At 54.8% G+C, this 25,158-nt stretch carries 27 protein-coding genes and 1 tRNA gene; 20 read left to right on the top strand and 8 right to left on the bottom strand.

The annotated features are described in order from the left end of the window. Nucleotides 1-3 precede the first annotated feature (3 nt). From QZ725_RS13115 to hisC, 7 genes are all read right to left on the bottom strand, one after another. Complete coding sequence (locus QZ725_RS13115) at nucleotides 4-624, bottom strand: pyridoxamine 5'-phosphate oxidase family protein (protein WP_293780356.1); 621 nt, start codon at nucleotides 622-624, stop codon at nucleotides 4-6. 184 nt (nucleotides 625-808) lie between these two features. Then, nucleotides 809-1,489 carry a hypothetical protein gene (locus QZ725_RS13120; RefSeq protein ID WP_293780359.1) on the bottom strand — a complete coding sequence of 227 codons (681 nt, stop codon included), beginning with the start codon at nucleotides 1,487-1,489 and terminating at the stop codon, nucleotides 809-811. Beyond that, nucleotides 1,486-2,475, bottom strand: a complete 990-nt coding sequence (locus tag QZ725_RS13125; RefSeq protein WP_293780362.1) for an MlaD family protein — start codon at nucleotides 2,473-2,475, stop codon at nucleotides 1,486-1,488. Before QZ725_RS13125 ends, QZ725_RS13120 begins: the two co-directional genes overlap by 4 nt. Before the next feature lie 12 nt (nucleotides 2,476-2,487). After that, nucleotides 2,488-3,315 (bottom strand): ABC transporter permease, encoded by an 828-nt coding sequence (locus QZ725_RS13130; RefSeq protein WP_293780365.1) that lies wholly within the window; start codon nucleotides 3,313-3,315, stop codon nucleotides 2,488-2,490. Between the two features lie 206 nt (nucleotides 3,316-3,521). After that, nucleotides 3,522-3,734, bottom strand: a complete 213-nt coding sequence (locus QZ725_RS13135; RefSeq protein ID WP_293780368.1) for a DUF2970 domain-containing protein — start codon at nucleotides 3,732-3,734, stop codon at nucleotides 3,522-3,524. 104 nt (nucleotides 3,735-3,838) lie between these two features. Then, nucleotides 3,839-4,315, bottom strand: coding sequence for an SRPBCC family protein (locus QZ725_RS13140; RefSeq protein WP_293780371.1), 477 nt, complete (start codon nucleotides 4,313-4,315; stop codon nucleotides 3,839-3,841). A gap of 58 nt (nucleotides 4,316-4,373) precedes the next feature. Then, complete coding sequence (hisC, locus tag QZ725_RS13145; RefSeq protein WP_293780374.1) at nucleotides 4,374-5,435, bottom strand: histidinol-phosphate transaminase; 1,062 nt, start codon at nucleotides 5,433-5,435, stop codon at nucleotides 4,374-4,376. Nucleotides 5,436-5,573: 138 nt separating this feature from the next. Here hisC and QZ725_RS13150 point away from each other — a divergent pair, with 138 nt between their 5' ends. From QZ725_RS13150 to oxlT, 3 genes are all read left to right on the top strand, one after another. Continuing rightward, nucleotides 5,574-6,296 (top strand): 16S rRNA pseudouridine(516) synthase, encoded by a 723-nt coding sequence (locus QZ725_RS13150; protein ID WP_293780377.1) that lies wholly within the window; start codon nucleotides 5,574-5,576, stop codon nucleotides 6,294-6,296. A 446-nt stretch (nucleotides 6,297-6,742) separates the two neighbouring features. Next, nucleotides 6,743-7,057: a hypothetical protein gene (locus QZ725_RS13155; protein ID WP_293780380.1), complete on the top strand. Its 315-nt coding sequence runs from the start codon at nucleotides 6,743-6,745 to the stop codon at nucleotides 7,055-7,057. Between the two features lie 181 nt (nucleotides 7,058-7,238). Next, the gene (gene oxlT / locus QZ725_RS13160) at nucleotides 7,239-8,549 is read left to right on the top strand and encodes an oxalate/formate MFS antiporter (protein ID WP_293780383.1); all 1,311 of its coding nucleotides are present in this window, start codon (nucleotides 7,239-7,241) and stop codon (nucleotides 8,547-8,549) included. A gap of 80 nt (nucleotides 8,550-8,629) precedes the next feature. On the opposite strand, the gene QZ725_RS13165 is transcribed toward oxlT, so the two are convergent. Then, nucleotides 8,630-9,157 carry a hypothetical protein gene (locus QZ725_RS13165; RefSeq protein WP_293780386.1) on the bottom strand — a complete coding sequence of 176 codons (528 nt, stop codon included), beginning with the start codon at nucleotides 9,155-9,157 and terminating at the stop codon, nucleotides 8,630-8,632. A gap of 150 nt (nucleotides 9,158-9,307) precedes the next feature. Here QZ725_RS13165 and rpsO point away from each other — a divergent pair, with 150 nt between their 5' ends. The 17 genes from rpsO to nuoL all read left to right on the top strand — a co-directional run bounded on the left by rpsO (nucleotide 9,308) and on the right by nuoL (nucleotide 25,143). Then, a complete protein-coding gene (gene rpsO, locus QZ725_RS13170) occupies nucleotides 9,308-9,577 on the top strand; it encodes a 30S ribosomal protein S15 (protein ID WP_293780389.1) in 270 nt (89 codons plus the stop codon). A gap of 218 nt (nucleotides 9,578-9,795) precedes the next feature. Next, the gene (gene pnp / locus QZ725_RS13175) at nucleotides 9,796-11,931 is read left to right on the top strand and encodes a polyribonucleotide nucleotidyltransferase (RefSeq protein ID WP_293780392.1); all 2,136 of its coding nucleotides are present in this window, start codon (nucleotides 9,796-9,798) and stop codon (nucleotides 11,929-11,931) included. A 145-nt stretch (nucleotides 11,932-12,076) separates the two neighbouring features. Next, the gene (gene tpiA, locus QZ725_RS13180) at nucleotides 12,077-12,823 is read left to right on the top strand and encodes a triose-phosphate isomerase (RefSeq protein ID WP_293780395.1); all 747 of its coding nucleotides are present in this window, start codon (nucleotides 12,077-12,079) and stop codon (nucleotides 12,821-12,823) included. 53 nt (nucleotides 12,824-12,876) lie between these two features. Continuing rightward, the gene (gene secG / locus QZ725_RS13185) at nucleotides 12,877-13,251 is read left to right on the top strand and encodes a preprotein translocase subunit SecG (protein WP_293780397.1); all 375 of its coding nucleotides are present in this window, start codon (nucleotides 12,877-12,879) and stop codon (nucleotides 13,249-13,251) included. A gap of 73 nt (nucleotides 13,252-13,324) precedes the next feature. Then, a tRNA-Leu gene (locus tag QZ725_RS13190) sits at nucleotides 13,325-13,409 on the top strand. A gap of 118 nt (nucleotides 13,410-13,527) precedes the next feature. Further along, entirely contained in the window at nucleotides 13,528-13,887 is a 360-nt protein-coding gene (locus QZ725_RS13195; RefSeq protein WP_293780399.1) for an NADH-quinone oxidoreductase subunit A, read from the top strand. 3 nt (nucleotides 13,888-13,890) lie between these two features. Then, nucleotides 13,891-14,367, top strand: a complete 477-nt coding sequence (locus QZ725_RS13200; protein ID WP_293780401.1) for an NADH-quinone oxidoreductase subunit B family protein — start codon at nucleotides 13,891-13,893, stop codon at nucleotides 14,365-14,367. Between the two features lie 18 nt (nucleotides 14,368-14,385). Continuing rightward, on the top strand, nucleotides 14,386-14,982 hold the full coding sequence (locus QZ725_RS13205; RefSeq protein ID WP_293780404.1) for an NADH-quinone oxidoreductase subunit C: 597 nt from the start codon (nucleotides 14,386-14,388) through the stop codon (nucleotides 14,980-14,982). Then, complete coding sequence (locus QZ725_RS13210; protein WP_293780407.1) at nucleotides 14,982-16,235, top strand: NADH-quinone oxidoreductase subunit D; 1,254 nt, start codon at nucleotides 14,982-14,984, stop codon at nucleotides 16,233-16,235. Before QZ725_RS13205 ends, QZ725_RS13210 begins: the two co-directional genes overlap by 1 nt. Nucleotides 16,236-16,262: 27 nt before the next feature. After that, nucleotides 16,263-16,742 (top strand): NADH-quinone oxidoreductase subunit NuoE, encoded by a 480-nt coding sequence (gene nuoE, locus QZ725_RS13215; RefSeq protein ID WP_293780410.1) that lies wholly within the window; start codon nucleotides 16,263-16,265, stop codon nucleotides 16,740-16,742. Then, a complete protein-coding gene (gene nuoF, locus QZ725_RS13220; RefSeq protein ID WP_293780413.1) occupies nucleotides 16,739-18,034 on the top strand; it encodes an NADH-quinone oxidoreductase subunit NuoF in 1,296 nt (431 codons plus the stop codon). The genes nuoE and nuoF overlap by 4 nt, the downstream gene beginning before the upstream one ends. 59 nt (nucleotides 18,035-18,093) lie before the next feature. Beyond that, entirely contained in the window at nucleotides 18,094-20,430 is a 2,337-nt protein-coding gene (gene nuoG, locus QZ725_RS13225) for an NADH-quinone oxidoreductase subunit NuoG (RefSeq protein ID WP_293780416.1), read from the top strand. Continuing rightward, the gene (gene nuoH, locus QZ725_RS13230) at nucleotides 20,430-21,503 is read left to right on the top strand and encodes an NADH-quinone oxidoreductase subunit NuoH (protein ID WP_293780419.1); all 1,074 of its coding nucleotides are present in this window, start codon (nucleotides 20,430-20,432) and stop codon (nucleotides 21,501-21,503) included. The genes nuoG and nuoH overlap by 1 nt, the downstream gene beginning before the upstream one ends. A gap of 28 nt (nucleotides 21,504-21,531) precedes the next feature. Next, complete coding sequence (gene nuoI / locus QZ725_RS13235) at nucleotides 21,532-22,020, top strand: NADH-quinone oxidoreductase subunit NuoI (protein ID WP_293780422.1); 489 nt, start codon at nucleotides 21,532-21,534, stop codon at nucleotides 22,018-22,020. Between the two features lie 40 nt (nucleotides 22,021-22,060). After that, on the top strand, nucleotides 22,061-22,705 hold the full coding sequence (locus QZ725_RS13240; RefSeq protein WP_293780425.1) for an NADH-quinone oxidoreductase subunit J: 645 nt from the start codon (nucleotides 22,061-22,063) through the stop codon (nucleotides 22,703-22,705). A 10-nt stretch (nucleotides 22,706-22,715) separates the two neighbouring features. Beyond that, nucleotides 22,716-23,024 (top strand): NADH-quinone oxidoreductase subunit NuoK, encoded by a 309-nt coding sequence (nuoK, locus tag QZ725_RS13245; RefSeq protein WP_293780428.1) that lies wholly within the window; start codon nucleotides 22,716-22,718, stop codon nucleotides 23,022-23,024. 28 nt (nucleotides 23,025-23,052) lie between these two features. Next, a complete protein-coding gene (gene nuoL / locus QZ725_RS13250) occupies nucleotides 23,053-25,143 on the top strand; it encodes an NADH-quinone oxidoreductase subunit L (protein ID WP_293780431.1) in 2,091 nt (696 codons plus the stop codon). Nucleotides 25,144-25,158: the final 15 nt, after the last annotated feature.

The following is a 25,158-nucleotide window of genomic DNA, read 5'->3' on the forward strand; positions in this document are numbered from 1 at the left end:
AAATCAATACAAGGTGGCGCGCTGTTTCGCTTCTATTTCCTTGTCGTAGGTTGCGCCATCGTCCGTGCCACCGAGGGCAGCATGAATGGCGCCGGGCGTTGGTACACGTGAGCGAATGTCGGCATCGGCTTGCCATAGATCGGCCCGTTTGATTGCGCGTGCGCATTGAAAAAACACGGTTTCCACATGGACTGCGATGACGCATTTGGGCGGTTTGTCTTCTATGACAAAGCGCTCAAGGAGATCAGGTGCGTTGGAAATGCTGGCCCGGCCATTGACGCGCAAGGTTTCGCCAATGCCCGGGATCAGAAAAAGCAAGGCTATGCGCGGATCGGTGAGCATGTTGCGCAGGCTGTCGATGCGATTGTTGCCGCGTCTTTCCGGCAGCAGCAATGTTTTTTCATCCTCTACGACGACAAAACCGGCTGGATCGCCACGCGGCGATACATCCAACCCGTCAGGACCGCTGGTTGCCAGAGCAAAGAAAGGTGAAGCTGCGATCATTTGACGATAGAGCGGATGCAGGTAATCGACTTCTTTTTTCAGTGATGGTGCCGGAACCGCATCGAACAGGGCATCCAATTGTTCGGGGCGCGTGATCAGATAGCGGGAATCGAGGGACATGGAGCGGCTTTCATGAACGGTCGTTGTCGTGGATGGTGAGCGGTTGAGCAAGGCTGGTGGGATGCGTTGCTGGCCAAGGCGCACAGCCTAATGGCGTGAGCACGGTTGTTACCAAGCCGCTTTCAGCTGGCATGCTTCAGGACATCGATCGGTCGCTGCCGATGATCCTTGTCGTTATTTACCATCATGGCGTGACCTTCCGATCTTCCTTGTTTTCCACGAGAGCCATGCGCCGTCGTATGCGTTGCGCTTCTTCGCCATCACCCACCTGCTCGGCTCGCAAAGCTTGTACATTCAGCCATGCCAGCAAGGAGCGTCGCCATCCTTGTGCAGATGCAGTATCGATCGCTGCCTGAAGAACATCGGGCGTGGCGCGATTGCTGCGAAATAGTACGCCTGCCGCCACCAGACGCGAAAAAGGATCTGCTATCGATTGCATGGCGCGAGCGGCTGCTGTCTCACTGCCAGCGCCGGCAACCGTGCGTTGTGGCTCGGGCAGAAGGCGAATTTGCTCGGCTCGCACGCGGCCCGCGAGGTAATCGGCATACGCTTGTTCGGCCGCTGAAGTGTCGCGTGCCAGCGCATCAAAACCATTGCAGTCTTCCAGCACAAGGCTCGCCACGCGTGCGGCACAACGTGTCAGTTCCAGTCGTGCCAGCAAATCGATCTTGCCGGTCCGGCTGACTTCATCACGAGCCAGAGTGAATTCCTGCTGTTCGACCCGGTTTTCTCCTTTCAGATAGGCGGTGCTGGCACGCCCCATGGCATCTTTCGCTTCACTTTGCCATTCGGGGACGGGTTTGCCTGCACAAGCGGCAAGCAGGAGGGTAGCCGTCAGCAATGAAAATGATGAGCTTGCATTCATGGCAGTTTCAACTCCGTGTCACGCGCAAAAGGCCATTTGCGATTGAGTTCAGTAACCAGCCGCTCGATTTTGCGTACGCTCTTGTCCACATCCGAACGCAAGGTGTCGAGGTCGGCCGTGGCATTGCGCGCATTACCGGCCACCGCTTGCGCATCGGTGAGCACCTGATCAAGTTTTTTCAGGCTTTCACGCGCTTCAGCCAACATGGCATTGAGTTGCACGAGGGTGGCCTGACTGTTGCCATCCTTGCCGAATACCTGTGTATCGGTCTTTGCCAGCAGGCCATCCACACGCAAGAGCACGCTGTTGGCGCGGTCGATGGTCGTTACCATCTTTTGCGTATCCTTTTCGTTACCAAACAGCGCACCAAGGGCGCCGTTGGGACCGTTGAGTTTTTCAGTCAAGGCTTGCACGTTGGCCAGCGTTGCATACAGCGCGGATTGCGCATCGCTGAGACCGTTGAGGTTTTCGATCAATTGTTTGGCTGAGGCCACCAGTAGCGGGATTTCGGCGGCTACGTCGCCGACCAGCAAGGCGCGTTCCGCTCCTGCTTCGAGCGGCGGATCGTCGGGCAGACCGGTGAAGGCGCGCAGTTTGGTGCTGCCGACAATCGGGCGCTCCATCGTGAAGACGCTGGAACTGCGCAGCCAGTGTGCATCCTTCTGCGCAACGGCAACGATCATGCGTGCCTTGCCATCCTTGCCGAGTTCAATGCGACTGACACGACCGATGGGAAAGCCGGAAAAAGTCAGGTCCATGCCAACGGATACGCCTTCGGCATCGTCGGCCAGCAACACCAGTTCCTGCGTCGATTCGAATGCCCCGCGTGCATACATCAGGTAGCCGACCGCACTCAAAAGCATCGCTACCAGAAATGCGAGAAGGATGGCGGCCTTGAATTCAAGATTGCTGGAGGTAAGTGCCGCTGCCGTGGAAGGCGGTAGCGATTCGGTGTCGGATGGATTCGGAGGGTGAGGTTCAGCCATGAGGTCGCGAAGTCAGTAATAGTTGCCCATCAGGGAAGCGATTTCGATCAGCAGCAGGACAAAGAACAGCCGAACCATGGCGGCCAGTTCATTGGCGGCTTTTGAACGACTGTTCAGTGGATGCAGATACGGATAGCGATGCTGTGTGTAGAGTGACGAGGCGATCGGGATCAGGGAAACGGCCAGACTGAAAAACAGTGTTTTCAGTACGAAAATCATGGTGACGGCGGGGTTGAAAATCTGGCCGACGATACGCGTGTAGCCGGGCAAGGCCCAGTGGTTGAAACCGTAGATGGAAACATACGCAAGGATCAGCGACAGAATGCAACTGAGTGCGGCCAGCATCAACACCGAAAAGATGCCGGCGACCGCACGCGGAAAGAATTCCAGCCGGATCGGATCGAAGCCGCGTGCCTGCATGGCGTGGAGCTCACCACGTGCGCGCATTTCGGCGAGTTCAACGCCATCGGGCAAGGTGCGGCGCAAGGCAATGAACAGCGCTGCTGTCAATGGAATGAGTTCAAGTACCAGAACGCGTACCACCATTTCCAGCGCATAGCGAGAGAGGCCATAGCTGACGGCCGTCACGACGACGATGCGGATCAGGATCAGACTGAGCAGCGCGGTCAGCACCGTGAACCAGATCAGGTTGGCATTGGTGCCCAGCACGATCTGGTAGGCGACGGCACGCCGGTTTTCGCGTCGATAACTACCTGGTGAAAATAGTAGCGATAGCATCGTAACGCCGAACAGCAAGGTGCGCCAGCTACCCGCCAGCCAGCGTTGCAGCGGGTGGCTCATACGAAAAAGCGTGGCGATGGGCGAAGCCTTGACGGTCATGTCCTGCATGGTAGCAGCGATTGCACATGGCCGGGATGTGCCGCGAGCGTTGCGCTAAGCAATTGTCCTGTGTCTTGATATAGGCGTTTCACTGTTCGGCGGGGAGAATGCATATTGGTCGGCATTTCGATGCGATTGCTTTTGCACATACGCATGGCGGGTTTGCGCAGAGCGGCTTCAGTCCAGCGGCATGCCATCCAGAGATTTCAATGCATTTTTACCGCGAAGGAAACCAGCGCCAGCAAAACGCCGATGAAGAGGATGGCGCCTATCAGTGCGGCAAGTACAACGTAAATGGGCTTGAGGCCGGTCACATCGCTTTCGTAATCACTGCGTCGCCGCAAGCCGATGAATGACCAGAACACGGCACCCAATGTCGCCAGGAAAGATTTCTTGCGCGGGGTGTTATTTTCCTGCATGCCATTCTCCGTGAAGACGTGTGCTTGCCGACGCCATGTCTGTCGTACGTGACCGCCTTATTTCACGTCAGGCGTACATGGTCGAGATCAAAATGTGCCTAGGATCAGACTCTACGCAGCAATTCTGCCAACTGATCTGCACATTGGCCCCATCCTTCATGGAATCCCATTTTTTCATGCGCTTCGCGATCCGCTGCGCTCCAATGCAGAGCCTGCGCCGTATAACGCGTCTTGCGGCCTTCGTCTTCGGGATCGAACATGACGATCGCTGTCATGAACGGTTTTTCAGAGGGAATCCAGGCTGACACGTACGCATCGGTAAACACGAGACGTCGGTCGGGTACGACTTCCAGATAGACGCCGCGGTTGGGGTATTCGTTACCTTCAGGATCGCGCATGACGATCAGGTTGCCGCCACCGGCGCGTACATCAAGCTCGATGCTGGCAATGCTCCAGGGCTTGGGTACGAACCATTGTTGCATCAGGTGCGGATCGGTCCAGGCGCGAAATACGGCAGCGGGTGGCGCATCGAAGAGACGTGTTAGTGTCAGTACACGGTCTGCGGGAATGTGCGTCGTCATATCTTACTCCTTCCAAACAGGAAAAGTCAGTGCCTGACGCACAGGATGGCCGCAGTCGTCAGGCAGTCAATTGACGTAATGCCGCGATCAGCTTGTCGCATTCCTCGTTCGTGCCAATGCTGATGCGCAGATACTGATCGATACGCGGATGCTTGAAGTGTCGCACGATGATCGCACGTTCACGCAAACCGGCGGCCAGCTTGTCGGCAGAGAAGGCTGGATGCTTGGCGAACACGAAATTGGTGCATGAAGGCAAAACGCTGAAGCCAAGTTGCTGCAGGGCTTGCGTGGTGTTTTCACGCGTGGTGATGACCGCTTGCAGCATCTTCTGGAAATAGTCTTCATCCTGATAGCTGGCAATTGCGCCGGCGACGGCGAGGCGGTCCATCGGGTAGGAATTGAAACTGTTCTTGACGCGCTCCATGCCATCGATCAATTCCTTGTTGCCGACGGCAAAGCCGACACGCAGGCCGGCCAGCGAGCGCGATTTCGAAAAGGTACGTACCACCAGCAGGTTCGGATAGCGCTGCGTGAGGGTAATCGCGCTTTCTGCGCCAAAGTCCACATAGGCTTCATCTACCACGATGACACTGTTGGGCTGCTTGATGAGCAGGTCTTCGATGGCCGAGAGCGCCAGCGGAATGCCGGTCGGCGCATTCGGATTCGGGAAAATGATTGCACCGCAGTCGCGACCGAGATAATCGGCGGTGTCGATTTCCATCTGGTCGTTCAGTGGGACTTCGACATAATCGATGCCGAACAGGCGCGCATAGACAGGATAGAAGCTGTAGGTGATGTCCGGGAACAGCAGCGGCGCATCGTGCTTGAGCAATGCCATGAAGGCAAAAGCCAGCACTTCGTCGGAGCCATTGCCGACGAAAATCTGGTTGGTGTCCATGCCGTGATAATCGGCCAGGGTTTGCTTGAGTTGCGACGAATCGGGATCGGGATAAAGGCGCAGCGAATCGGCTGTCACGGCATGCATGGCCTTGATGACGGCAGGCGAGGGCGGATAAGGGTTCTCGTTGGTGTTGAGCTTGATCAGATTGTTGACCTTTGGCTGTTCGCCCGGAACATAAGGCGTCAGCATACGTACCAGCGGGCTCCAGAATTGACTCATGCGATTTCCTTTATAGACAGAGCGCCATTTTATAGTGAGTAACGCGTGCTGACGATGACTGTGGTGGGTTATGTCTGCGGGGCTATGCTTTCCGGTTCGCCCATGACTGCCTGATCGGCTTCTGGTAGAGTGCCGCCCATGAGCAAACTGTCCCTTGACCGTATCCTGCAATCGCAAGGTTTCGGTACCCGCAAATATTGCCGCAGCCTGATTGAAGATGGTGAAGTCAGCATCGCCGGTGAAGTGATCGACGATTATCGGGCGAGCTTCGATACGACCGATCTAACTTTCACCATCTTTGAGGAAGACTGGCTGTATCGCGAGCATGTCTATATCGTGCTGAACAAGCCGGCCAATTTCGAGTGTTCGCGCAAGCCCAGCCATCATCCGGGTGTGCTGACGCTGTTGCCCGAACAATTTACCTGGCGTGAGCTGCAGCCAGTAGGGCGTCTCGATCACGATACGACCGGCATGCTGCTGATGTCGGACGACGGCGCGTTCATTCATGCGCAATCCTCGCCCAAGCGGCATGTCCCCAAGGTTTATGTGGCGACCACGCACGATCCGGTGACGCCGGAACTGGTAGCGCAGCTTTTGGCCGGTGTGCAATTACACGACGAACCCGCCCCGCTTGCCGCGCAAACTTGCCGCAAACTGGATACGCATGCGCTGGAAATCGTGCTGGAGCAGGGCAAGTATCATCAGGTCAAGCGCATGTTGGCGGCGGCTGGCAACCATTGCTCGGCGTTGCGACGTGTGGCGATCGGCGAGTTGATGCTCGATTCGCTGCATCTCGAAGAGGGCGAGTGGGCTTATCTGGATGCATCACAGTTGGCGTTGTTGAAGCCGAGTAACGACTAATTTCTTTCGACTGATCTCTTCCGTCCGGCCTGTTCTGCGTCGGACTTCTTCCCATTTCTTCTGTTTGATCCTGCATGAGCTTGCCTCTGGGGCAGGTGGCTCCGTCACGGCTGTCTGCAGGACGCACAAAGCTTGCGTGCTTCATCAGCGCGGATGCATGCCTTAACAAATGCGGCATCGTCGCGTAGCGGTCTCGCAATCCATGCCCGCTAAACCCATCAACTTGCATGCCGTTTTTGCCAGGCAGATGCTGCGCAGCGATATGCGTGTTTTCCACATGTTGTAGTTTTTCTGAATAACAGTCAGTCGCCTATTGAATATCTCCCCACATTTATTTTCAAATCGTCTTATAATCAAATCGCTGTCATGACAGATATCAATAACTGAAATTGTTTTGAAATGTTTCAAGAAGGCTGATTTGCCAATTTGATATGAACTGCTGATCCATGAAATCGCGCTCCTTTTTATATATCTGCTTATCGCTTCTGCTGCTTTTCTCGCAGCAGTTCGCGTTTGCGGGCGCGCTCGATCATGTACAGAAGACAGCGTTCGATCATCAGTGCGCCTATGAAGAAGGCGATGCGGCAGACAGCCATCTGTCAAAACATTTACTGATCGACGAGTATGACGATGCGCCCATGGCTGCGTTGGTCATGCCGCAATTTGCGAGTGTTGCCGTTCCCCATGCGGATTGGGCATTCGCGCAGTTCCTCCACATCGTTGCACCGCATTACTTTTCCCGCGCTCCTCCTCTCGCCTGAGGATATTCGTCCTCGCATGCCTGGCATGCAGCAAGCTTTCCGCAACATGTATTGAAACGGCGCAAGACCGTTGCATGCACCGCCGATCGCACTGCGCTTCTCGCGAATATCCGACCTTCATCACGACGTGAGCCCGATCACCGGACGCTCAAACGCTAGAAGACTTCTTGAGAGGTATCAAATGAGCAACAATCAAGCCGCCGTTGCGGCACAAGCCGGCACCGGCTACAAAAATCGCTGGGCACAATTGTTCATCGGCATTATCTGCATGGCTTTTGTCGCCAACCTGCAATACGGCTGGACGTTGTTTGTCACGCCAATGGATAACGCTCACCATTGGGGCAAGGCAGCCATTCAATTGGCGTTTTCCATCTTTATCGTGACCGAAACGTGGTTGGTGCCGATCGAAGGCTATCTGGTCGATAAATTCGGCCCGCGTCCGGTGGTTGCCGGCGGTGCGATTTGTGCTGGTCTGGGCTGGATCATCTACAGTTTCGCTTCCACGCTGCCGATGTTGTATGCAGGCGCTGTGGTGTCGGGTATTGGCGCCGGTTGCGTCTACGGTACTTGCGTCGGTAACGCGCTGAAATGGTTCCCTGATCGTCGCGGTCTGGCTGCTGGTTTGACGGCTGCCGGTTTCGGTGCAGGCGCTGCGGTGACGGTGATCCCGATTGCCAACATGATCCAGACGTCGGGTTACGAGAAAACGCTGCTGACGTTTGGCATCATCCAGGGCGTCGCCATCTTCGTTCTGTCCATGTTGCTGGTGAAACCGGTTGCGCCAAAAGCAGCCGTCGCCAAGGCAGGTACGGCGACCAAGGTTGATTACACGACCAAGCAAATGTTGAAGATGCCCGTGTTCTGGGTGTTGTACATGATGTTCGTGCTGGTCGCATCCGGTGGTTTGATGGCAACCGCGCAATTGGGCCCGATCGCAACCGACTATGGTCTGGCTTCGCTGCCTGTCACGCTGTTCGGCGTGACCCTGCCGCTGCTGACCATGACGCTGTCTATCGATAACGTCGCCAACGGTATTACGCGTCCTCTGTGTGGTTTCATTTCCGACAAGATCGGTCGTGAAAACACCATGTTCATCGTCTTCATCGGTGAAGGTTTGTCACTGCTGGGCTTGATGACCTGGGGCCACAATATGTATGCCTTCATGGTGTTCGCTGCACTGATTTTCCTGTTCTGGGGCGAAATTTTCTCGATCTTCCCAGCAACCTGTGCCGACATCTTCGGTTCCAAGTTTGCTGCAGGTAACTCGGGCACCCTTTACACGGCAAAAGGTACGGCTGCCTTGCTGGTTCCTCTGGCATCGGTATTTGCGGTCAATGGCAACTGGAGCCGCGTGTTCGTCGCTGCTGCTTGCATCACGATCTTCGCAGGTCTGTCGGCCAAGCTGATCCTCGGCCCGATGCGCAAGCGTCTGCTGGCGAAAGAAGCCGGTATGCAACAACAGGCAGAAAAAGAGCAGCGCGTTGCTGCCTGAGCTTGATTCTCCAGTCCGCTGATCGGGCGGACCAACAAAAAACCGGGGCATGCCCCGGTTTTTTTATTCTGTTTCTGCTTTCAGTTGCCAAAGAAACCGAACAATCCATCTCGCTCGAAGCGCATGTCAGGCGTGTTCTGCATCAAGGCTACTACGCCATTTTGGTCGAAATGCACATGCATGATCGAGTTCCAGGCATTGTTTTCCCGATACGGATAAGACCAGACTTCCAGTTGCTGGCGCGGCAGATAGGAGGTTTCAGAAGGATGCCCGATGGTGCGCAAGACATCCATCTTGGTCGCACTCCCAACGGTCAGTAAGGCAAAGTGTCGTGTCGTCAGGACTTGTTCGTAGGAGAGCAGTCGGCCATTGGCATCGAATTTAGCTAGATGGGTAGCTTGCCCCCACGGATTGCGGTTGTATTCAAGAATGGCACCTTCGCCGCCAGGAATACGGTACGACGGTGGGCCAAGCTGGGCAATGACTTCCGACTCGCTGGCACCTGTAGTGAGGTTCGCCGGCTCCCAGGAGGCGCAGGCACTCAGCATCAAAGGCAGTAAAATGACGGCTGCCAGCTTGTTTCGCATGGTTGTGAGGTGGTTTTTCATGATTTCCTGTGCGGTAAACAGACAAGTTGTTTGAAGCAGGCTTGTATTTCCGTTATACTCCCGCCTTGGTCATTTCGACCAAATTCATTTAATGTTGTTCACGATGTAACGGGGTTGCGACTCCGCGCATCGCATGTGAAAGGTTTTATCATGTCGCTCGAAAAATCCGCCAAGGCAAGCATTGTTGCCGATAACGCACGCGCTCAAAACGATACTGGTTCGCCAGAAGTGCAAGTTGCTCTGCTGACCGCACGTATCAACGACCTGAACGGTCACTTCAAGGAACACTCGAAGGATCACCACTCGCGTCGTGGTCTGATCATGATGGTCAATCGTCGTAAAAGCCTGCTGGCTTACCTGAAGCGCAAGGATCTGAATCGCTATCGCGATCTGATCGCCAAACTCGGTCTGCGTAAGTAAGTCGTTGCAGTATTCGACCCAGCTTTACTGAAAAATGCCTGCGTCAGTTTTCTGATGCGGGCATTTTGTTTTTTTGCAGTTTGTATTTGTCGTTTCGGCAGTTCAATAAAAAGCAGAAGGTAGGGCAGGAGAGATGAACGGTGCATGTTCCGTGCGCCGTTGTGGTGAGGTGAACGACAGCCCCTGAAAATCTGTCGGCAAATCAGAAAGGAACACTCGTGTTTAATAAAGTCACCAAAACATTCCAGTACGGCCAGCACACGGTCACGCTTGAAACCGGCGAAATCGCGCGTCAGGCTTCCGGTGCCGTCGTCGTGTCGATCGAGGATACGGTTGTCCTTGCGACCGTGGTTGCGAAGAAGGACGCCAAACCAGGTCAGGATTTTTTCCCCTTGACCGTCGATTACATTGAAAAAACCTATGCTGCCGGTCGTATTCCTGGCGGCTTCCTCAAGCGTGAAGGTCGTCCTTCCGAGAAGGAAACGCTGACCTCGCGCCTGATCGATCGCCCGATTCGTCCGCTGTTTCCGGAAGGCTATCTGAACGAAGTGCAGATTATCGTGCACGTGCTGTCGGTCAATCCGGAAATCGATCCTGATATTCCAGCCATGATCGGCGCTTCGGCTGCTTTGTCGGTTGCCGGCATTCCTTTTGCTGGCCCAGTTGGCGCTGCACGCGTCGGTTATATCGACGGTCAATATGTGCTGAACCCGACGGCTACCCAACTGACCAAATCCCAACTGGATCTGGTGGTTGCCGGTACCGAACGCGCCGTGCTGATGGTCGAATCGGAAGCGCAGCAATTGTCTGAAGACGTCATGCTCGGCGCTGTTGTCTACGGCCACGAACAAATGAAAGCAGTCATCGATGCGATCCACGAATTGGTGCGCGATGGTGGCAAGCCGGAAGTGCAGTGGTCGCCAGCGCCGAAAAACGACGCACTGATCGCGCGCGTGACGCATTTTGCCGAAGGCAAGCTGCGCGCCGCCTATCAAACCAAGGACAAGCAGGCACGTACGGCCAAGCTCAAGGATGCATCTGCTGAAGTGATGGCGGAACTGGTTGCCGAGGCAGCATCGGTCGGTGGCGAGGCGCCTGATTCGGCTGAAGTCGGCAACATCCTGTTCGATTTGGAAGCGAAGATCGTTCGTTCGCAGATTCTCGAAGGCGAGCCACGTATCGACGGTCGCGATACGCGCACCGTTCGTCCAATCTCGATCCGCACGGGCGTGTTGCCACGTACCCACGGTTCGGCATTGTTCACCCGCGGTGAAACGCAGGCGCTGGTTATCGCTACGCTGGGTACCGCACGCGACGAACAAAAGATCGATGCGCTGATGGGTGAATACTCGGATCGTTTCATGATGCACTACAACATGCCGCCGTTTGCGACTGGCGAAACCGGCCGTGTCGGTACGCCTAAGCGTCGTGAAATCGGTCATGGTCGTCTGGCTAAGCGTGCTCTGGTTGCTGCATTGCCAGCACCGGAAGAATTCAGCTACTCGGTTCGTTTGGTTTCGGAAATCACGGAATCGAACGGTTCGTCGTCGATGGCATCGGTGTGCGGTGGCTGCTTGGCGCTGATGGATGCAGGCGTACCAATGCAATCGCACGTTGCCGGTATCGCAATGGGGCTGATCAAGGAAGGCAACAAATTTGCCGTTCTGACCGATATCCTGGGTGATGAAGATCACCTCGGCGATATGGACTTCAAGGTTGCCGGTACCGCAAACGGTATTACCGCGCTGCAGATGGATATCAAGATCCAGGGTATTACCAAGGAAATCATGCAGGTCGCGCTGGCACAGGCCAAAGAAGGCCGCGTGCATATCCTCGGCGAAATGGAAAAGGCAGTGCCAAGCGGCTCGACCGGCCAGTTGTCTGACTTTGCGCCACGCCTGATCACCATCAAGATCAATCCGGAAAAAATCCGTGACGTGATCGGCAAGGGCGGCGCCGTCATTCGCGCGTTAACCGAGGAAACCGGTACCCAAATCGACATCAGTGATGAAGGTGTTGTGACGATTGCTTCGGTTGATGCTGCTGCGGGCCAGGAAGCCAAGCGCCGTATCGAAGAACTGACCGCTTCGGTTGAAGTGGGCAAGATCTACGAAGGTACGGTTCTGAAACTGTTGGATTTCGGTGCCATCGTGCAAGTCATTCCAGGCAAGGATGGTCTGTTGCATATCAGCCAGATCGCCAACGAGCGCGTCAATGCGGTTGCCGACTACCTGAAGGAAGGTCAGCAAGTCCGCGTCAAGGTTCTGGAAACCGATGACCGTGGTCGCCTGAAGTTGTCGATGAAGGCGGTTGTCGTGGAAGAAAATCCGGAGACGGCTGCCGTTCAGGAATAATTCCTGCCTAGCAGAAGCGAAGTATCGAAAAAACCGCTCGCGGCGTATGCCAAGGGCGGTTTTTCTTTATGGAATGCCGTTCTCAGTTTGACCGTCTTCCAGAGGGCGGGCTAGAATAGCGGGTTATCGGAATTCTGGATTACTTATGCGCCGCAAACTCGTCGCAGGCAACTGGAAAATGAATGGCAGCCTGGCTGCTAATGCTGCGTTACTGGCAGGTATCAAGGCCGAAAGCGCAGGCAGTCGCTGTGATGTGGCAGTTTGTGTGCCGGCGCCGTATCTCGCGCAGTGTCAATCGCTGCTTGTCGACAGTCCGATCGCATTGGGTGCGCAGGATGTGTCGATGCACGAAAGCGGCGCTTACACCGGCGAAGTCTCTGCTGCGATGCTGCGTGAATTCGACTGCCGCTACGTGATCGTCGGTCATTCGGAGCGTCGTAGTTATTTCGGCGAAAGCGATGCGCTGGTTGCAAGCAAGACCTTGCGTGCACTGGCTTCGGGCTTGATCCCGATTGTCTGTGTCGGTGAATCGTTGGCGCAGCGTGAGGCAGGGCAAACCGAGGCGGTCGTGCTGATGCAGCTCGATGCGGTGCTCAAGCAATTGCCTGTAGATGATGTGTCCCGGATTGTTGTGGCATACGAGCCGGTTTGGGCAATCGGTACTGGTCGCACGGCGACCCCGGAAATGGCGCAAGAGGTGCATGCAGTATTGCGTGAGCGCCTCGCGCAAATTTCGGAAGCTGCGGCAGCGGAAGTGAAGATTTTGTACGGTGGCAGCATGAAGCCTGACAATGCTGCCGAATTGATGGCAATGCAGGACATCGATGGCGGCTTGATTGGTGGCGCTGCGTTGAAGGTGGCAGATTTTCTCGCCATTGTGTCCAAGGTGTAATGGCCTTGTCCGTGAACTTATTTTTTGATTATCTAAAACTGGAACTTGCGTAAATGAATACCATGCATACCCTCATCGTCGTCCTGCAGGTGCTGTCCGCGCTGGCGATTATCGGCCTCGTGCTGTTGCAGCATGGCAAAGGTGCCGACATGGGCGCATCGTTCGGTTCCGGTGCTTCCGGCAGCTTGTTCGGTGCGACGGGTTCCTCCAACTTTCTGTCGAAGATGACGGCGCTGGCTGCAGTAATCTTTTTTTCGGCAACGCTGGGTCTGGCTTTTGTGAGCAATCGCCCGGCGCATGTTGATGGCGGTGTGATGGAAAATGCGCCTGTTTCTGAAGTGCCGGGTGCGCCTGCTGCAACCGTTGTGCCGGATGAAAAGCCTGTCGCGCCAGCTGCGAATGATCGTTCGAACGAAGTGCCAAAATAAATGTGACTTAATGCTTTTTTAATGTGATTGCACATTGAATAAAAGCATCAAAGCAGGTTAAAATAGAAGTCTTGCCGACGTGGTGAAATTGGTAGACACGCTATCTTGAGGGGGTAGTGGCGAAAGCTGTGCGAGTTCGAGTCTCGCCGTCGGCACCATAAATGAAAAGGCCAGCAAGGGTAAGTCCAAGCTGGCTTTTTATCGACAGGGCTCGCTGTCCTGTCAAACAAGTATTTTTGCGAAATTTGCCAACCGCTTAGCCAATATACTGTCATCGTGAATCTCGAAAACTATTTCCCCGTTCTGCTTTTCATTCTGGTCGGCATCGGCGTTGGTGTGGTGCCTCAGGTGCTCGGCCGCATCCTTGGTCCTTACAGTCCTGATGCGCAAAAACTCTCTCCGTATGAGTGCGGTTTTGAGGCTTTTGAAGATGCGCGCATGAAGTTCGATGTGCGTTATTACCTGGTTGCGATTCTTTTTATTCTCTTCGATCTTGAAGTTGCCTTCCTCGTTCCTTGGGCAGTGGCAATGAATGATGTGGGAATGTTGGGCTTTTGGGCGATGATGATTTTCGTTGGTGTGCTGACCCTTGGTCTGGTATACGAATGGAAAAAAGGCGCGCTGGATTGGGAGTAAGTCATGTCTATTGAAGGCGTATTGAACGAAGGTTTTATCACCACGACGGCTGACAAGCTGATCAACTGGACGCGTACCGGCTCGTTGTGGCCAATGACGTTCGGTCTGGCTTGCTGCGCAGTGGAAATGATGCACGCGGGTGCGGCGCGTTACGATCTGGACCGCTTCGGTATCGTGTTCCGTCCGTCGCCGCGTCAGTCCGACGTGATGATCGTGGCTGGCACGCTGTGCAACAAGATGGCGCCTGCCTTGCGCAAGGTTTACGACCAGATGCCTGAGCCGCGTTGGGTCATTTCCATGGGGTCGTGTGCCAATGGTGGTGGCTACTACCATTACTCGTATTCGGTCGTGCGTGGTTGCGATCGCATCGTTCCTGTTGATGTCTATGTGCCGGGTTGTCCTCCAACCGCCGAGGCGCTGCTCTACGGCATTCTGCAGGTGCAGAACAAGATTCGCCGTACGTACACGATTGCCCGTTAAGGATTGCGGTTTAGCTATATGACGACCAAACTCGATCACTTGGAAGCGGCCTTGCGCAATGCGCTCGGCGAGCAGCTTCAAAATCTGACGGTGGCACTCGGTGAAGTGACCATTGTTGTCAAGGCGGCGGATTATCTATCTGCCATGCGCGTACTGCGCGATCATCCTGATCTTCGTTTCGAAGAACTGATCGATCTGTGTGGCATGGATTATTCGGCTTATGGCGATGGCGTGTGGGAAGGTCCGCGTTTTGCAGCCGTTTCGCACCTGCTGTCGATTGCGCACAACTGGCGCCTGCGTGTGCGTGTGTTCGCACCTGACGATGAAATGCCGGTCGTGGCATCCGTCATCGATATCTGGGCGGCGGCCAACTGGTACGAGCGCGAAGCATTCGACTTCTACGGCATCCTCTTCGAAGGTCACAACGATCTGCGCCGTATTCTGACTGACTACGGCTTTATCGGTCATCCATTCCGCAAGGATTTCCCTGTTTCCGGCTACGTTGAAATGCGTTACGACCCGGAACAAAAGCGTGTGATTTACCAGCCTGTCACGATTGAGGCGCGTGAAAATGTGCCGCGCGTGATTCGCGAAGAACAGTACGGGATGAAATAATGGCTGAGATCAAGAACTACACCCTGAACTTCGGCCCGCAACACCCGGCAGCCCACGGTGTGCTGCGTCTGGTTTTGGAGCTGGACGGCGAAGTGATTCAACGTGCCGATCCGCATATCGGTTTGCTGCATCGCGCGACCGAGAAACTGGCCGAGCAAAAAACCTATCTGCAATCCGTGCCTTACATGGATCGTCTCGACTATGTGTCGATGATGTGTAACGAGCACGGCTACGTGATGGCAATCGAGCGTCTGCTGGGCCTCGAAGTGCCCTTGCGTGCGCAATACATTCGCGTCATGTTCGATGAGATCACGCGTATCCTGAATCACCTGATGTGGATCGGCGCACATGCGCTGGACGTCGGTGCAATGGCCGTGTTCCTGTACGCTTTCCGCGAGCGTGAAGATCTGATGGACTGCTACGAAGCCGTGTCTGGCGCACGTATGCATGCCGCCTACTATCGCCCAGGCGGCGTGTATCGTGATCTGCCGGACAGCATGCCGCAGCACAAGGCCTCGGTTATCCGCAATGCCAAGGCCATCAAGCAACTGAACGAAAACCGTCAAGGTTCCTTGCTGGATTTCATCGAGGACTTCACCAATCGTTTCCCGACTTATGTCGATGAATACGAAACCCTGTTGACGGATAACCGTATCTGGAAGCAGCGTCTGGTCGGTATCGGTGTGGTGTCGCCTGAACGTGCCAAGGCAATGGGCTTTACCGGTCCGATGCTGCGCGGTTCAGGTATCGAATGGGATCTGCGCAAGACCCAGCCATACGAAGTTTACGATTTGCTGGATTTCGACATTCCTGTCGGTACCAACGGTGATTGTTACGATCGCTATCTGGTACGTGTCGAGGAAATGCGTCAATCCAATCGCATCGTCAAGCAATGCGTCGAATGGCTGCGCAATAATCCTGGTCCGGTCATGACCGATAACCACAAGGTGGCACCGCCATCGCGTGTGGGCATGAAATCGAACATGGAAGACCTGATCCACCACTTTAAACTGTTCACGGAAGGCTTTCACGTGCCGGCCGGTGAAGCGTATGCGGCGGTTGAACATCCAAAAGGCGAATTCGGTATCTATCTGGTTTCGGATGGCGCAAACAAGCCGTATCGTTTGAAGATCCGTGCGCCAGGCTTTGCCCATCTGCAAGGCATGGATGAGATGTCCCGAGGCCATATGCTGGCAGATGCTGTGACCATCATTGGTACGCAGGATATTGTGTTTGGTGAGATTGACCGCTGATCGCGGGCAATGAGTAGAGGCATAAAAATGCTGTTATCAGAACAAGCGTACAAAAAAATCGATCGCGAGATCGCCAAGTTTCCGCCCGAGCAGCGTCAGTCTGCCGTGATGGCAACGCTGGCCATCGCGCAAGTTGAAACCAACTGGTTGTCGCCAGAGGTCATGCAGGAAATCGCCGATTACCTGCACATGCCTGCCATTGCCGTGCAGGAAGTGGCGACGTTCTACAACATGTACAACACCAAGCCAGTTGGCAAGACGAAGATTTCGGTTTGCACCAATCTGCCATGCCTGCTGTCTGGTGGTGAGCGTGCGGCGCACTACTTGAAAGAAAAATTGGGCATTGATTATCGTGAAACGACCGAGGACGGTCAGTTCACGCTGCAGGAAGGCGAGTGCATGGGCGCTTGCGGCGATGCGCCGGTCATGCTGGTCAACAATCATCGTATGTGCAGCTTCATGTCGAATGAAAAAATCGATGCTCTGGTAGAGGAATTGAAGAAATGACCAGCTTGCACAATCGTCATATCAAGCCATTGATTTTCGCTGGTCTCACCGGCGACAACTGGGGTCTGGAAGACTACGTCAAACGTGGTGGTTACGAATCCCTGAAGCGTATTCTCAAAGAAGGCATGACGCCGGATCAGGTGATCGCGGAAGTCAAGGCATCCACACTGCGTGGTCGCGGTGGTGCAGGCTTCCCGAGCGGCTTGAAGTGGAGCTTCATGCCGAAGAATTACGAAGGTCAGAAATATGTGGTCTGTAATTCGGATGAGGGCGAGCCAGGTACATTCAAGGATCGTGACATCCTGCGTTACAACCCGCATTCCGTGATCGAGGGTATGACCATTGCTGCTTACGCGATGGGCGTGACGGTCGGCTACAACTATATTCACGGCGAGATTTTCGGCGAATACCAACGCTTTGAAGAAGCGCTGGAGCAGGCGCGCGCTGCGGGCTTCCTGGGCGATAACATTCTTGGTTCGTCGCATAGCTTCCAGCTGCATGCTTTCCACGGTTACGGTGCGTATATCTGTGGTGAGGAGACCGCCTTGCTGGAATCGATCGAAGGCAAGAAAGGCCAGCCGCGTTTCAAGCCGCCTTTCCCTGCAAGCTACGGTCTGTTCGGCAAGCCGACCACGATCAACAATACCGAAACGTTCGCGGCAGTGCCATTCATTTTCCAGATTGGCGCAGAAGCCTATGCTGGCTTAGGCAAGCCAAACAACGGCGGTACAAAGATTTTCTCGGTTTCTGGTGATGTCACCAATCCGGGCAATTACGAGATTCCGCTGGGTACGCCTTTCTCCACGCTGCTGGAATTGGCTGGCGGCATGCGCGATGGCAAGAAGCTCAAGGCAGTCATTCCTGGCGGTTCGTCTGTGCCAGTCGTGCGTGGCGACGTCATGATGGCAACCGATATGGACTATGATTCGGTCGCGAAGGCCGGTTCGATGCTGGGTTCCGGTGCTGTCATCGTCATGGATGAAACGCGTTGCATGGTCAAGTCCTTGCTGCGTTTGTCCTACTTCTATTTTGAAGAGTCGTGCGGTCAATGTACGCCATGCCGTGAAGGCACTGGCTGGTTGTATCGCATGGTGCAGCGTATCGAAAACGGTCAAGGCAGAGCAGAAGACCTCGATATGCTCAATTCAATCGCCGACAACATCCAGGGCCGCACGATTTGCGCCCTCGGTGATGCCGCCGCGATGCCGGTTCGCGCAATGATCCAGCAGTTCCGCGACGAGTTCGTGTACCACATCGAGCATAAGCATTGCTTGGTGCCCGCTTACGTATAGCAGCCCTCACTTAGTACATTGATACCTAGTGAGAACACTGACGCAGAAAAAGCAAAGCCATGGTTGAAATTGAAATAGACGGCAAGAAAGTCGAAGTGCAGGAAGGCAGCATGGTAATGGATGCTGCCAACAAGCTCGGCACATACATTCCGCATTTTTGCTATCACAAGAAACTCTCCATCGCGGCCAACTGCCGCATGTGCCTGGTCGAGGTTGAGAAAGCACCGAAGCCATTGCCGGCCTGCGCGACGCCTGTCTCGCAAGGCATGATCGTTCGCTCGAACAGCGAAAAAGCGGTCAAGGCGCAAAAAGGCGTGATGGAATTCCTCCTCATCAACCATCCGTTGGATTGCCCGATCTGCGATCAGGGCGGTGAATGCCAACTGCAGGATCTGGCCGTCGGCTATGGTGACTCTTCCTCGCGCTACGAAGAAGAGAAGCGCGTCGTGGTGCCGAAAGATGTTGGTCCGCTGATCTCGATGCAGGAAATGAGCCGTTGCATTCACTGCACCCGCTGCGTTCGCTTCGGTCAGGAAATTGCCGGCGTCATGGAATTCGGCATGTTGAATCGCGGCGAGCACGCCGAGATCACCTCGTTCGTGGGCAAGACCGTCGATTCCGAACTGTCGGGCAACATGATCGATCTGTGCCCGGTTGGCGCACTGACGTCCAAACCTTTCCGTTATAGCGCCCGTACCTGGGAACTGTCGCGTCGCAAGTCCGTCAGCCCACACGATGGTCTGGGTGCCAACCTGATCGTTCAGGTCAAGGCAGGTAAGGTCATGCGCGTGCTGCCGCTGGAAAACGAAGATGTCAACGAATGCTGGATTTCGGACAAGGATCGTTTTGCCTACGAAGGTTTGAACAGCGCAGATCGTCTGACTAATCCGATGATCAAGCAGGATGGCAAGTGGCAGGAAACCGATTGGCAGACGGCGCTTGAGTATGTTGCTCATGGTCTGCGCAATATCCGTCACGAGCATGGTGCCGATTCGATCGCTGCATTGGCGACCCCGAATTCAACGCTAGAAGAACTGTCGCTGCTGCAGAAGCTGGTGCGCGGTATGGGTTCCGAAAACATTGATTTCCGTCCACGTCAGGCTGATGCCTCGCTGGATGCATCGATCAAGCCATGGCTGGGTATGTCGATCAACGAATTTGCATCGCTCAAGCGCGCATTCGTGATCGGTTCGTTCCTGCGCAAGGATCATCCATTGCTGGCAGCGCGTTTGCGTCTGGCAGTGAAGGGTGGTGCAAATGTCAGCATCCTGCACGCAACGGACGATGATCTGTTGATGCCGATTGCCAACAAGATGATCAAGGCACCATCCGAATGGCTGGCTGCGCTGGGTGAAGTCATTGCTGCGGTTGCGGAAGCACGTGGTGTTGCAGCGCCTGCCGGTTTCACGGGTATTGTCGCATCGGCTGAAGCCAAGCAGATCGCTGCCAGCCTGTTGTCTGGTGAGCCGAAAGCCGTGTTGTTGGGTAACGCCGTACTGCAGCATCCTGAAGCCGCACAATTGCATGCTGCAGCACAATGGATTGCACAGAACACTGAAGCCAAGTTCGGTTTCCTGACCGAAGCGGCAAATACGGTCGGCGGTTATCTGGCCAATGCCACACCCGGTCAAAACGGTGCCAACGCTGTACAGATGTTTGCGCAACCACGTAAAGCATATGTGTTGTTGAATGTTGAGCCTGAACTCGACTGCTTCAATCCACAAGCTGCGCGCGCTGCCTTGAATCAGGCGGACATGGTTGTCGTCATGTCGGCATTCAAACACGGCAACGACTTTGCCGATGTCATGCTGCCGATCACGCCGTTCTCGGAAACCTCGGGTACGTTCGTCAACTGCGAAGGTCGTGCACAAAGCTTCAACGGTACAGTCAAGGCGCTGGGTGATGCGCGTCCGGGCTGGAAGGTGTTGCGCGTGTTGGGTAATCTGCTCGAACTCGGCGGTTTCGATTACGAAACCTCGGAAGCGATCCGCAACGAAATCATCGGTGCCAACGCACCTGCAGAAGCCAATCTGCAACCACGTCTGAACAACATCGGTAAAGTTGCGCCGCAAGCTGTTGCAGCCTCTGCCGGTTCGCTGGAGCGCGTGGCTGATGTTTCGATTTACGCCACCGATGCGATTGTGCGTCGTTCGGAGCCATTGCAACAAACGCGTGATGGCGCTGCACCGCAGGCATGGCTGTCGGCTGATCTGGCTGCAAAGCTGGGGTTGGCTGCTGGCGAGCAAATCAAGGTAGTGCAGGGTAGTGGTAGTGCCGTACTGGTTGCTGCAGTCGACAAGGCCTTGCCAGTTAATGTAGTGCGCGTGGCCGCAGGACATCAGTCCACCGCCGGCCTCGGCGCGATGTTCGGTCCTATCAGCGTGGAGAAAGCGTAATGGATCAAGTGTTGTTGTCCATCCACGCAGCTGGGGACTCTTTTTTCGGCTATTACTGGCCGTTGGTGTGGAATCTAGTCAAGATCATTGCGATCGTTGCGCCACTGATGGGTGCCGTTGCCTACATGACTTTGTGGGAACGTAAGCTGATCGGCTGGATGCACGTGCGTCTCGGCCCTAACCGTACCGGTCCTCTCGGTCTGCTGCAGCCAATCGCCGACGGCGTCAAGTTGCTGCTCAAGGAAGTCGTTGTTCCGGCCAAGTCGAACAAAGCCTTGTTCGTGATTGCGCCAGTGATGACCATCATGCCGTCGCTGGTAGCATGGGCCGTGATTCCTTTTGGCCCGGAAACTGCACTGGCTAACGTGAATGCCGGCCTGCTGTTCGTGATGGCGATCACGTCGCTGGAAGTCTACGGCATCATCATCGCCGGCTGGGCATCGAACTCGAAGTACGCATTCCTCGGTGCGATGCGCGCATCCGCTCAGATGATTTCGTATGAAATCGCGATGGGCTTCTGTCTGGTCGTGATTCTGATGGTGTCAGGTTCGATGAATCTGATCGACGTCGTGAACACGCAAACGCAAGGTCGTTTCGCCGACATGGGCTTGAATTTCCTGTCGTGGAACTGGTTGCCGCTGCTGCCGTTGTTCATCATCTATGTCGTATCCGGCACTGCTGAATTGAACCGTCATCCGTTCGACGTAGTGGAAGGCGAGTCGGAGATCGTTGCCGGTCACATGGTCGAATATTCGGGTATGTCGTTCGCGATGTTCTTCCTGGCCGAATACGCCAACATGTGGCTGATTTCGATCCTGACCGCATTGATGTTCCTAGGCGGCTGGGCAGCACCGTTTGATTTCGCGCCATTCACCTGGGTTCCAGGATGGATCTGGCTAGGTTTGAAGACGTTTTTCATCATTTCGTGTTTCGTCTGGTTCCGTGCATCGTTCCCACGCTACCGCTATGACCAGATCATGCGTTTGGGCTGGAAAGTGTTCATTCCGCTCACATTGGTATGGTTCCTGGTCGTCGCGATCTGGATGAAGACGCCACTGAATATCTGGCATTAATCAAGGCTGAGTAAAGAGGAAGCCAAAGATGGAAGCAATCAAGGATTTTTTCAGCAGCCTGATGCTGCGCGAGCTCTTGAAGGGCATGGCGCTGACGGGTCGCTACATGTTTGCGCGTAAGGTTACGGTGCAATTTCCCGAAGAAAAGACGCCGCAATCGGTTCGTTTTCGCGGTCTGCACGCCTTGCGTCGCTACCCGAATGGGGAAGAGCGCTGCATCGCTTGCAAACTGTGTGAAGCCGTTTGCCCTGCGATGGCGATTTCGATTGAATCCGATCAGCGTGCTGACGGTACGCGTCGTACCACGCGTTACGACATCGATCTGACCAAGTGCATTTTCTGCGGTTTCTGCGAAGAGTCGTGCCCGGTCGATTCGATCGTCGAAACGCATATTCTCGAATATCACGGTGAAAAGCGCGGTGACCTGTACTACACCAAGGAAATGCTGCTTGCCGTTGGCGATCGTTTCGAACCCGAAATCGCCGCTGCTCGCGCCGCCGATGCGGCCTATCGTTGATTAATCACTTGGCGGCATTGCGCTGACTTTCTGGCTGAATATGGACTTTACAACTGCTCTTTTCTACGCGTTTGCAGCGATCCTCGTGTTCGCAGCGATACGCGTCATTACCGATCGCAATCCGGTGCATGCGGCATTGTATTTGGTGCTGTCGTTCGCTTCGGCATCGGCACTCTGGATGCTGATCAAGGCCGAGTTCCTGTCGATCGTTCTGGTGCTCGTCTACGTCGGTGCCGTTATGGTGCTGTTCCTGTTCGTTGTGATGATGGTGGATATCAAGCTCAGCAAGCTGCGTGAAGGCTTCTGGGGTTACCTGCCACTGGCCGCAACGGTTGGCGTCATCATCGTGCTGGAAATGGCTGCGGTTCTCTTCCAGGCCTTCTGGAAAAACCACGTCGACGTGCCAGCCGGTGCAGACATGATTGGCAACACCAAGGAACTGGGCAAGCTGATCTACACGGACTATCTGTATGCGTTTGAACTCGCTGGTTTGCTGCTGCTGGTTGGCATGGTTGCCGCGGTGGCGCTGACCATGCGCAAACGTAAAGACAGCAAATACTTCGCACCTGGCGACGCAGTACGTGTTCGTGCAGCCGATCGTGTTCGCATCGTCAAGATGAAAGCCGAATCGACGCGCGACAGTGGCGACAATCAATCCGCTGCCCCGTCGGCAGAACAAAAATAAGGGGAGTGTTGTGGAGTTATCGCTCGTTCATTATCTGATTCTCGGCGCGATTCTGTTCGCGATCTCGATAGTCGGTATTTTTCTGAATCGCAAGAACATCATTATCCTGTTGATGGCCATCGAACTGATGCTGTTGGCAGTGAATATGAATTTCGTGGCGTTTTCCTATTATCTGGGAGATGCGGCGGGACAGATTTTCGTCTTCTTCATTCTGACCGTGGCAGCTGCTGAAGCAGCGATCGGTCTGGCCATTCTGGTATCGCTGTTCCGTACGCTGGATACCATCAATGTGGAAGATCTCGATAGCCTCAAAGGCTGATTCCGAACAATAACGAATAAGGTTCATCATGGCGGGGCAACTTAACCCTAACCTCCTTCTGGTCGTACCTCTGGCGCCGCTCGTCGGCTCCATGATCGCCGGCCTGTTTGGTACCAAATTTTTTGGCAATCTGATTGGTCGCAAGACGTCGCATACCGTGACGATTCTCGGCGTCCTGATCGCGTTCATCCTGTCCGCGCACACCTTCATGCAGGTCATGGACGGCGCGACCTTCAATGGCAGCGTCTACACCTGGTTGACGGTCGCCGGAATGAAGATGGAAGTCGGCTTCCTGGTCGACAGCCTGACGGCAATGATGATGTGCGTCGTGACCTTCGTGTCGCTGATGGTCCACATCTACACAATTGGCTACATGGAAGAAGACGAAGGCTACAACCGCTTCTTCTCTTACATCTCGCTGTTCACGTTCTCGATGTTGATGCTGGTCATGAGCAACAACTTCCTGCAACTGTTCTTCGGCTGGGAAGCCGTGGGTCTGGTGTCGTATCTGCTGATCGGTTTCTGGTACAAGAAGCCAACCGCGATTTTCGCCAACATGAAAGCCTTCCTGGTCAACCGTGTAGGTGACTTCGGCTTTATTCTCGGTATCGGTCTGCTGCTGGCTTATGCCGGTTCGATGGATTACGCGGAAGTCTTCGCGAAGAAGGGCGAACTCGCACAACTGACTTTGCCTGGTACGGATTGGGCATTGCTGACCGTGGCTTGTATCTGCCTGTTCATCGGTGCCATGGGTAAATCGGCTCAGTTTCCGCTGCATGTGTGGTTGCCTGATTCGATGGAAGGTCCAACCCCGATTTCCGCTCTGATTCACGCCGCAACCATGGTTACCGCAGGTATCTTCATGGTCTCGCGTATGTCGCCATTGTTTGAACTGTCGGATACCGCTCTGTCGTTCATCCTCGTTATCGGTTCGATCACGGCGCTGTTCATGGGTTTCCTCGGCATCATCCAGAACGATATCAAGCGCGTGGTTGCCTACTCGACGCTGTCGCAGCTCGGCTACATGACGGTGGCACTCGGTGCATCGGCGTACTCTGTCGCTGTATTCCACCTGATGACCCACGCATTCTTCAAGGCGCTGCTGTTCCTTGCTGCGGGTTCCGTCATCATCGGTATGCATCATGATCAAGACATCCGCAACATGGGTGGTCTGCGCAAGTACATGCCGATCACTTGGATCACGTCGTTGCTGGGCTCGCTGGCTCTGATCGGTACGCCACTGTTCTCGGGTTTCTACTCGAAGGACAGCATCATCGAGGCAGTGCATGCTACCCATATCTGGGGTTCCGGCTTCGCCAATTTCGCCGTGCTGGCTGGTGTCTTCGTGACGGCTTTCTATTCGTTCCGTATGTACTTCCTCGTGTTCCACGGTGAAGAGCGTTTCGGCAAAGAGCATGCTCACCATGATGACCATGCACATGCCAAGGCACATGATGATCACCATGCGCATGACGATCATGCACACGATGACCACGCCCATGACGAACATCATGGTTTGGCACCAGGTCAGAAACCGCACGAGTCGCCATGGGTTGTTACCTTGCCGTTGATTTTGCTGGCCATTCCTTCGGTGCTGATTGGCTACATCGCGATCGAACCAATGCTGCATGGCACCTTCTTCAAGGATGTGATCTTTGTCGATCCTAAGCATGGTGCAATGGCAGAACTGAACGAAATGTTCCATGGTGCAATGGCGATGGCCATTCATGGTCTGCAAACCTTGCCATTCTGGCTTGCATTTGCAGGTGTGGCTTCTGCCTACTACTGCTACATGATCAATCCACGTGTTCCTGCATGGTTCTACGACAAGTTCCGTGCAATCCACACGTTGCTCGAGAACAAGTACTACATGGACAAGTTCAACGAGTTCTTCTGGGCCGGTGGTGCGCGTCTGCTCGGTAGCGGTCTGTCGAATGTCGGTGACAAGACCCTCATCGACGGCCTGATCGTCAACGGTAGCGCCAAGGCAGTGGGTTGGTTCTCGCGCGTGATTCGTGTGCTGCAGACCGGTTACATCTATCACTACGCGTTTGTCATGATTCTCGGTGTGTTGGGTTTCCTGATTTACTTCCTGCCATTCCCATCGTTCGCCAAATAAGTTAGCGAAGCAAAT

The organism is uncultured Oxalicibacterium sp. (genome assembly GCF_913776015.1).
Lineage (GTDB): Bacteria > Pseudomonadota > Gammaproteobacteria > Burkholderiales > Burkholderiaceae_D > Oxalicibacterium.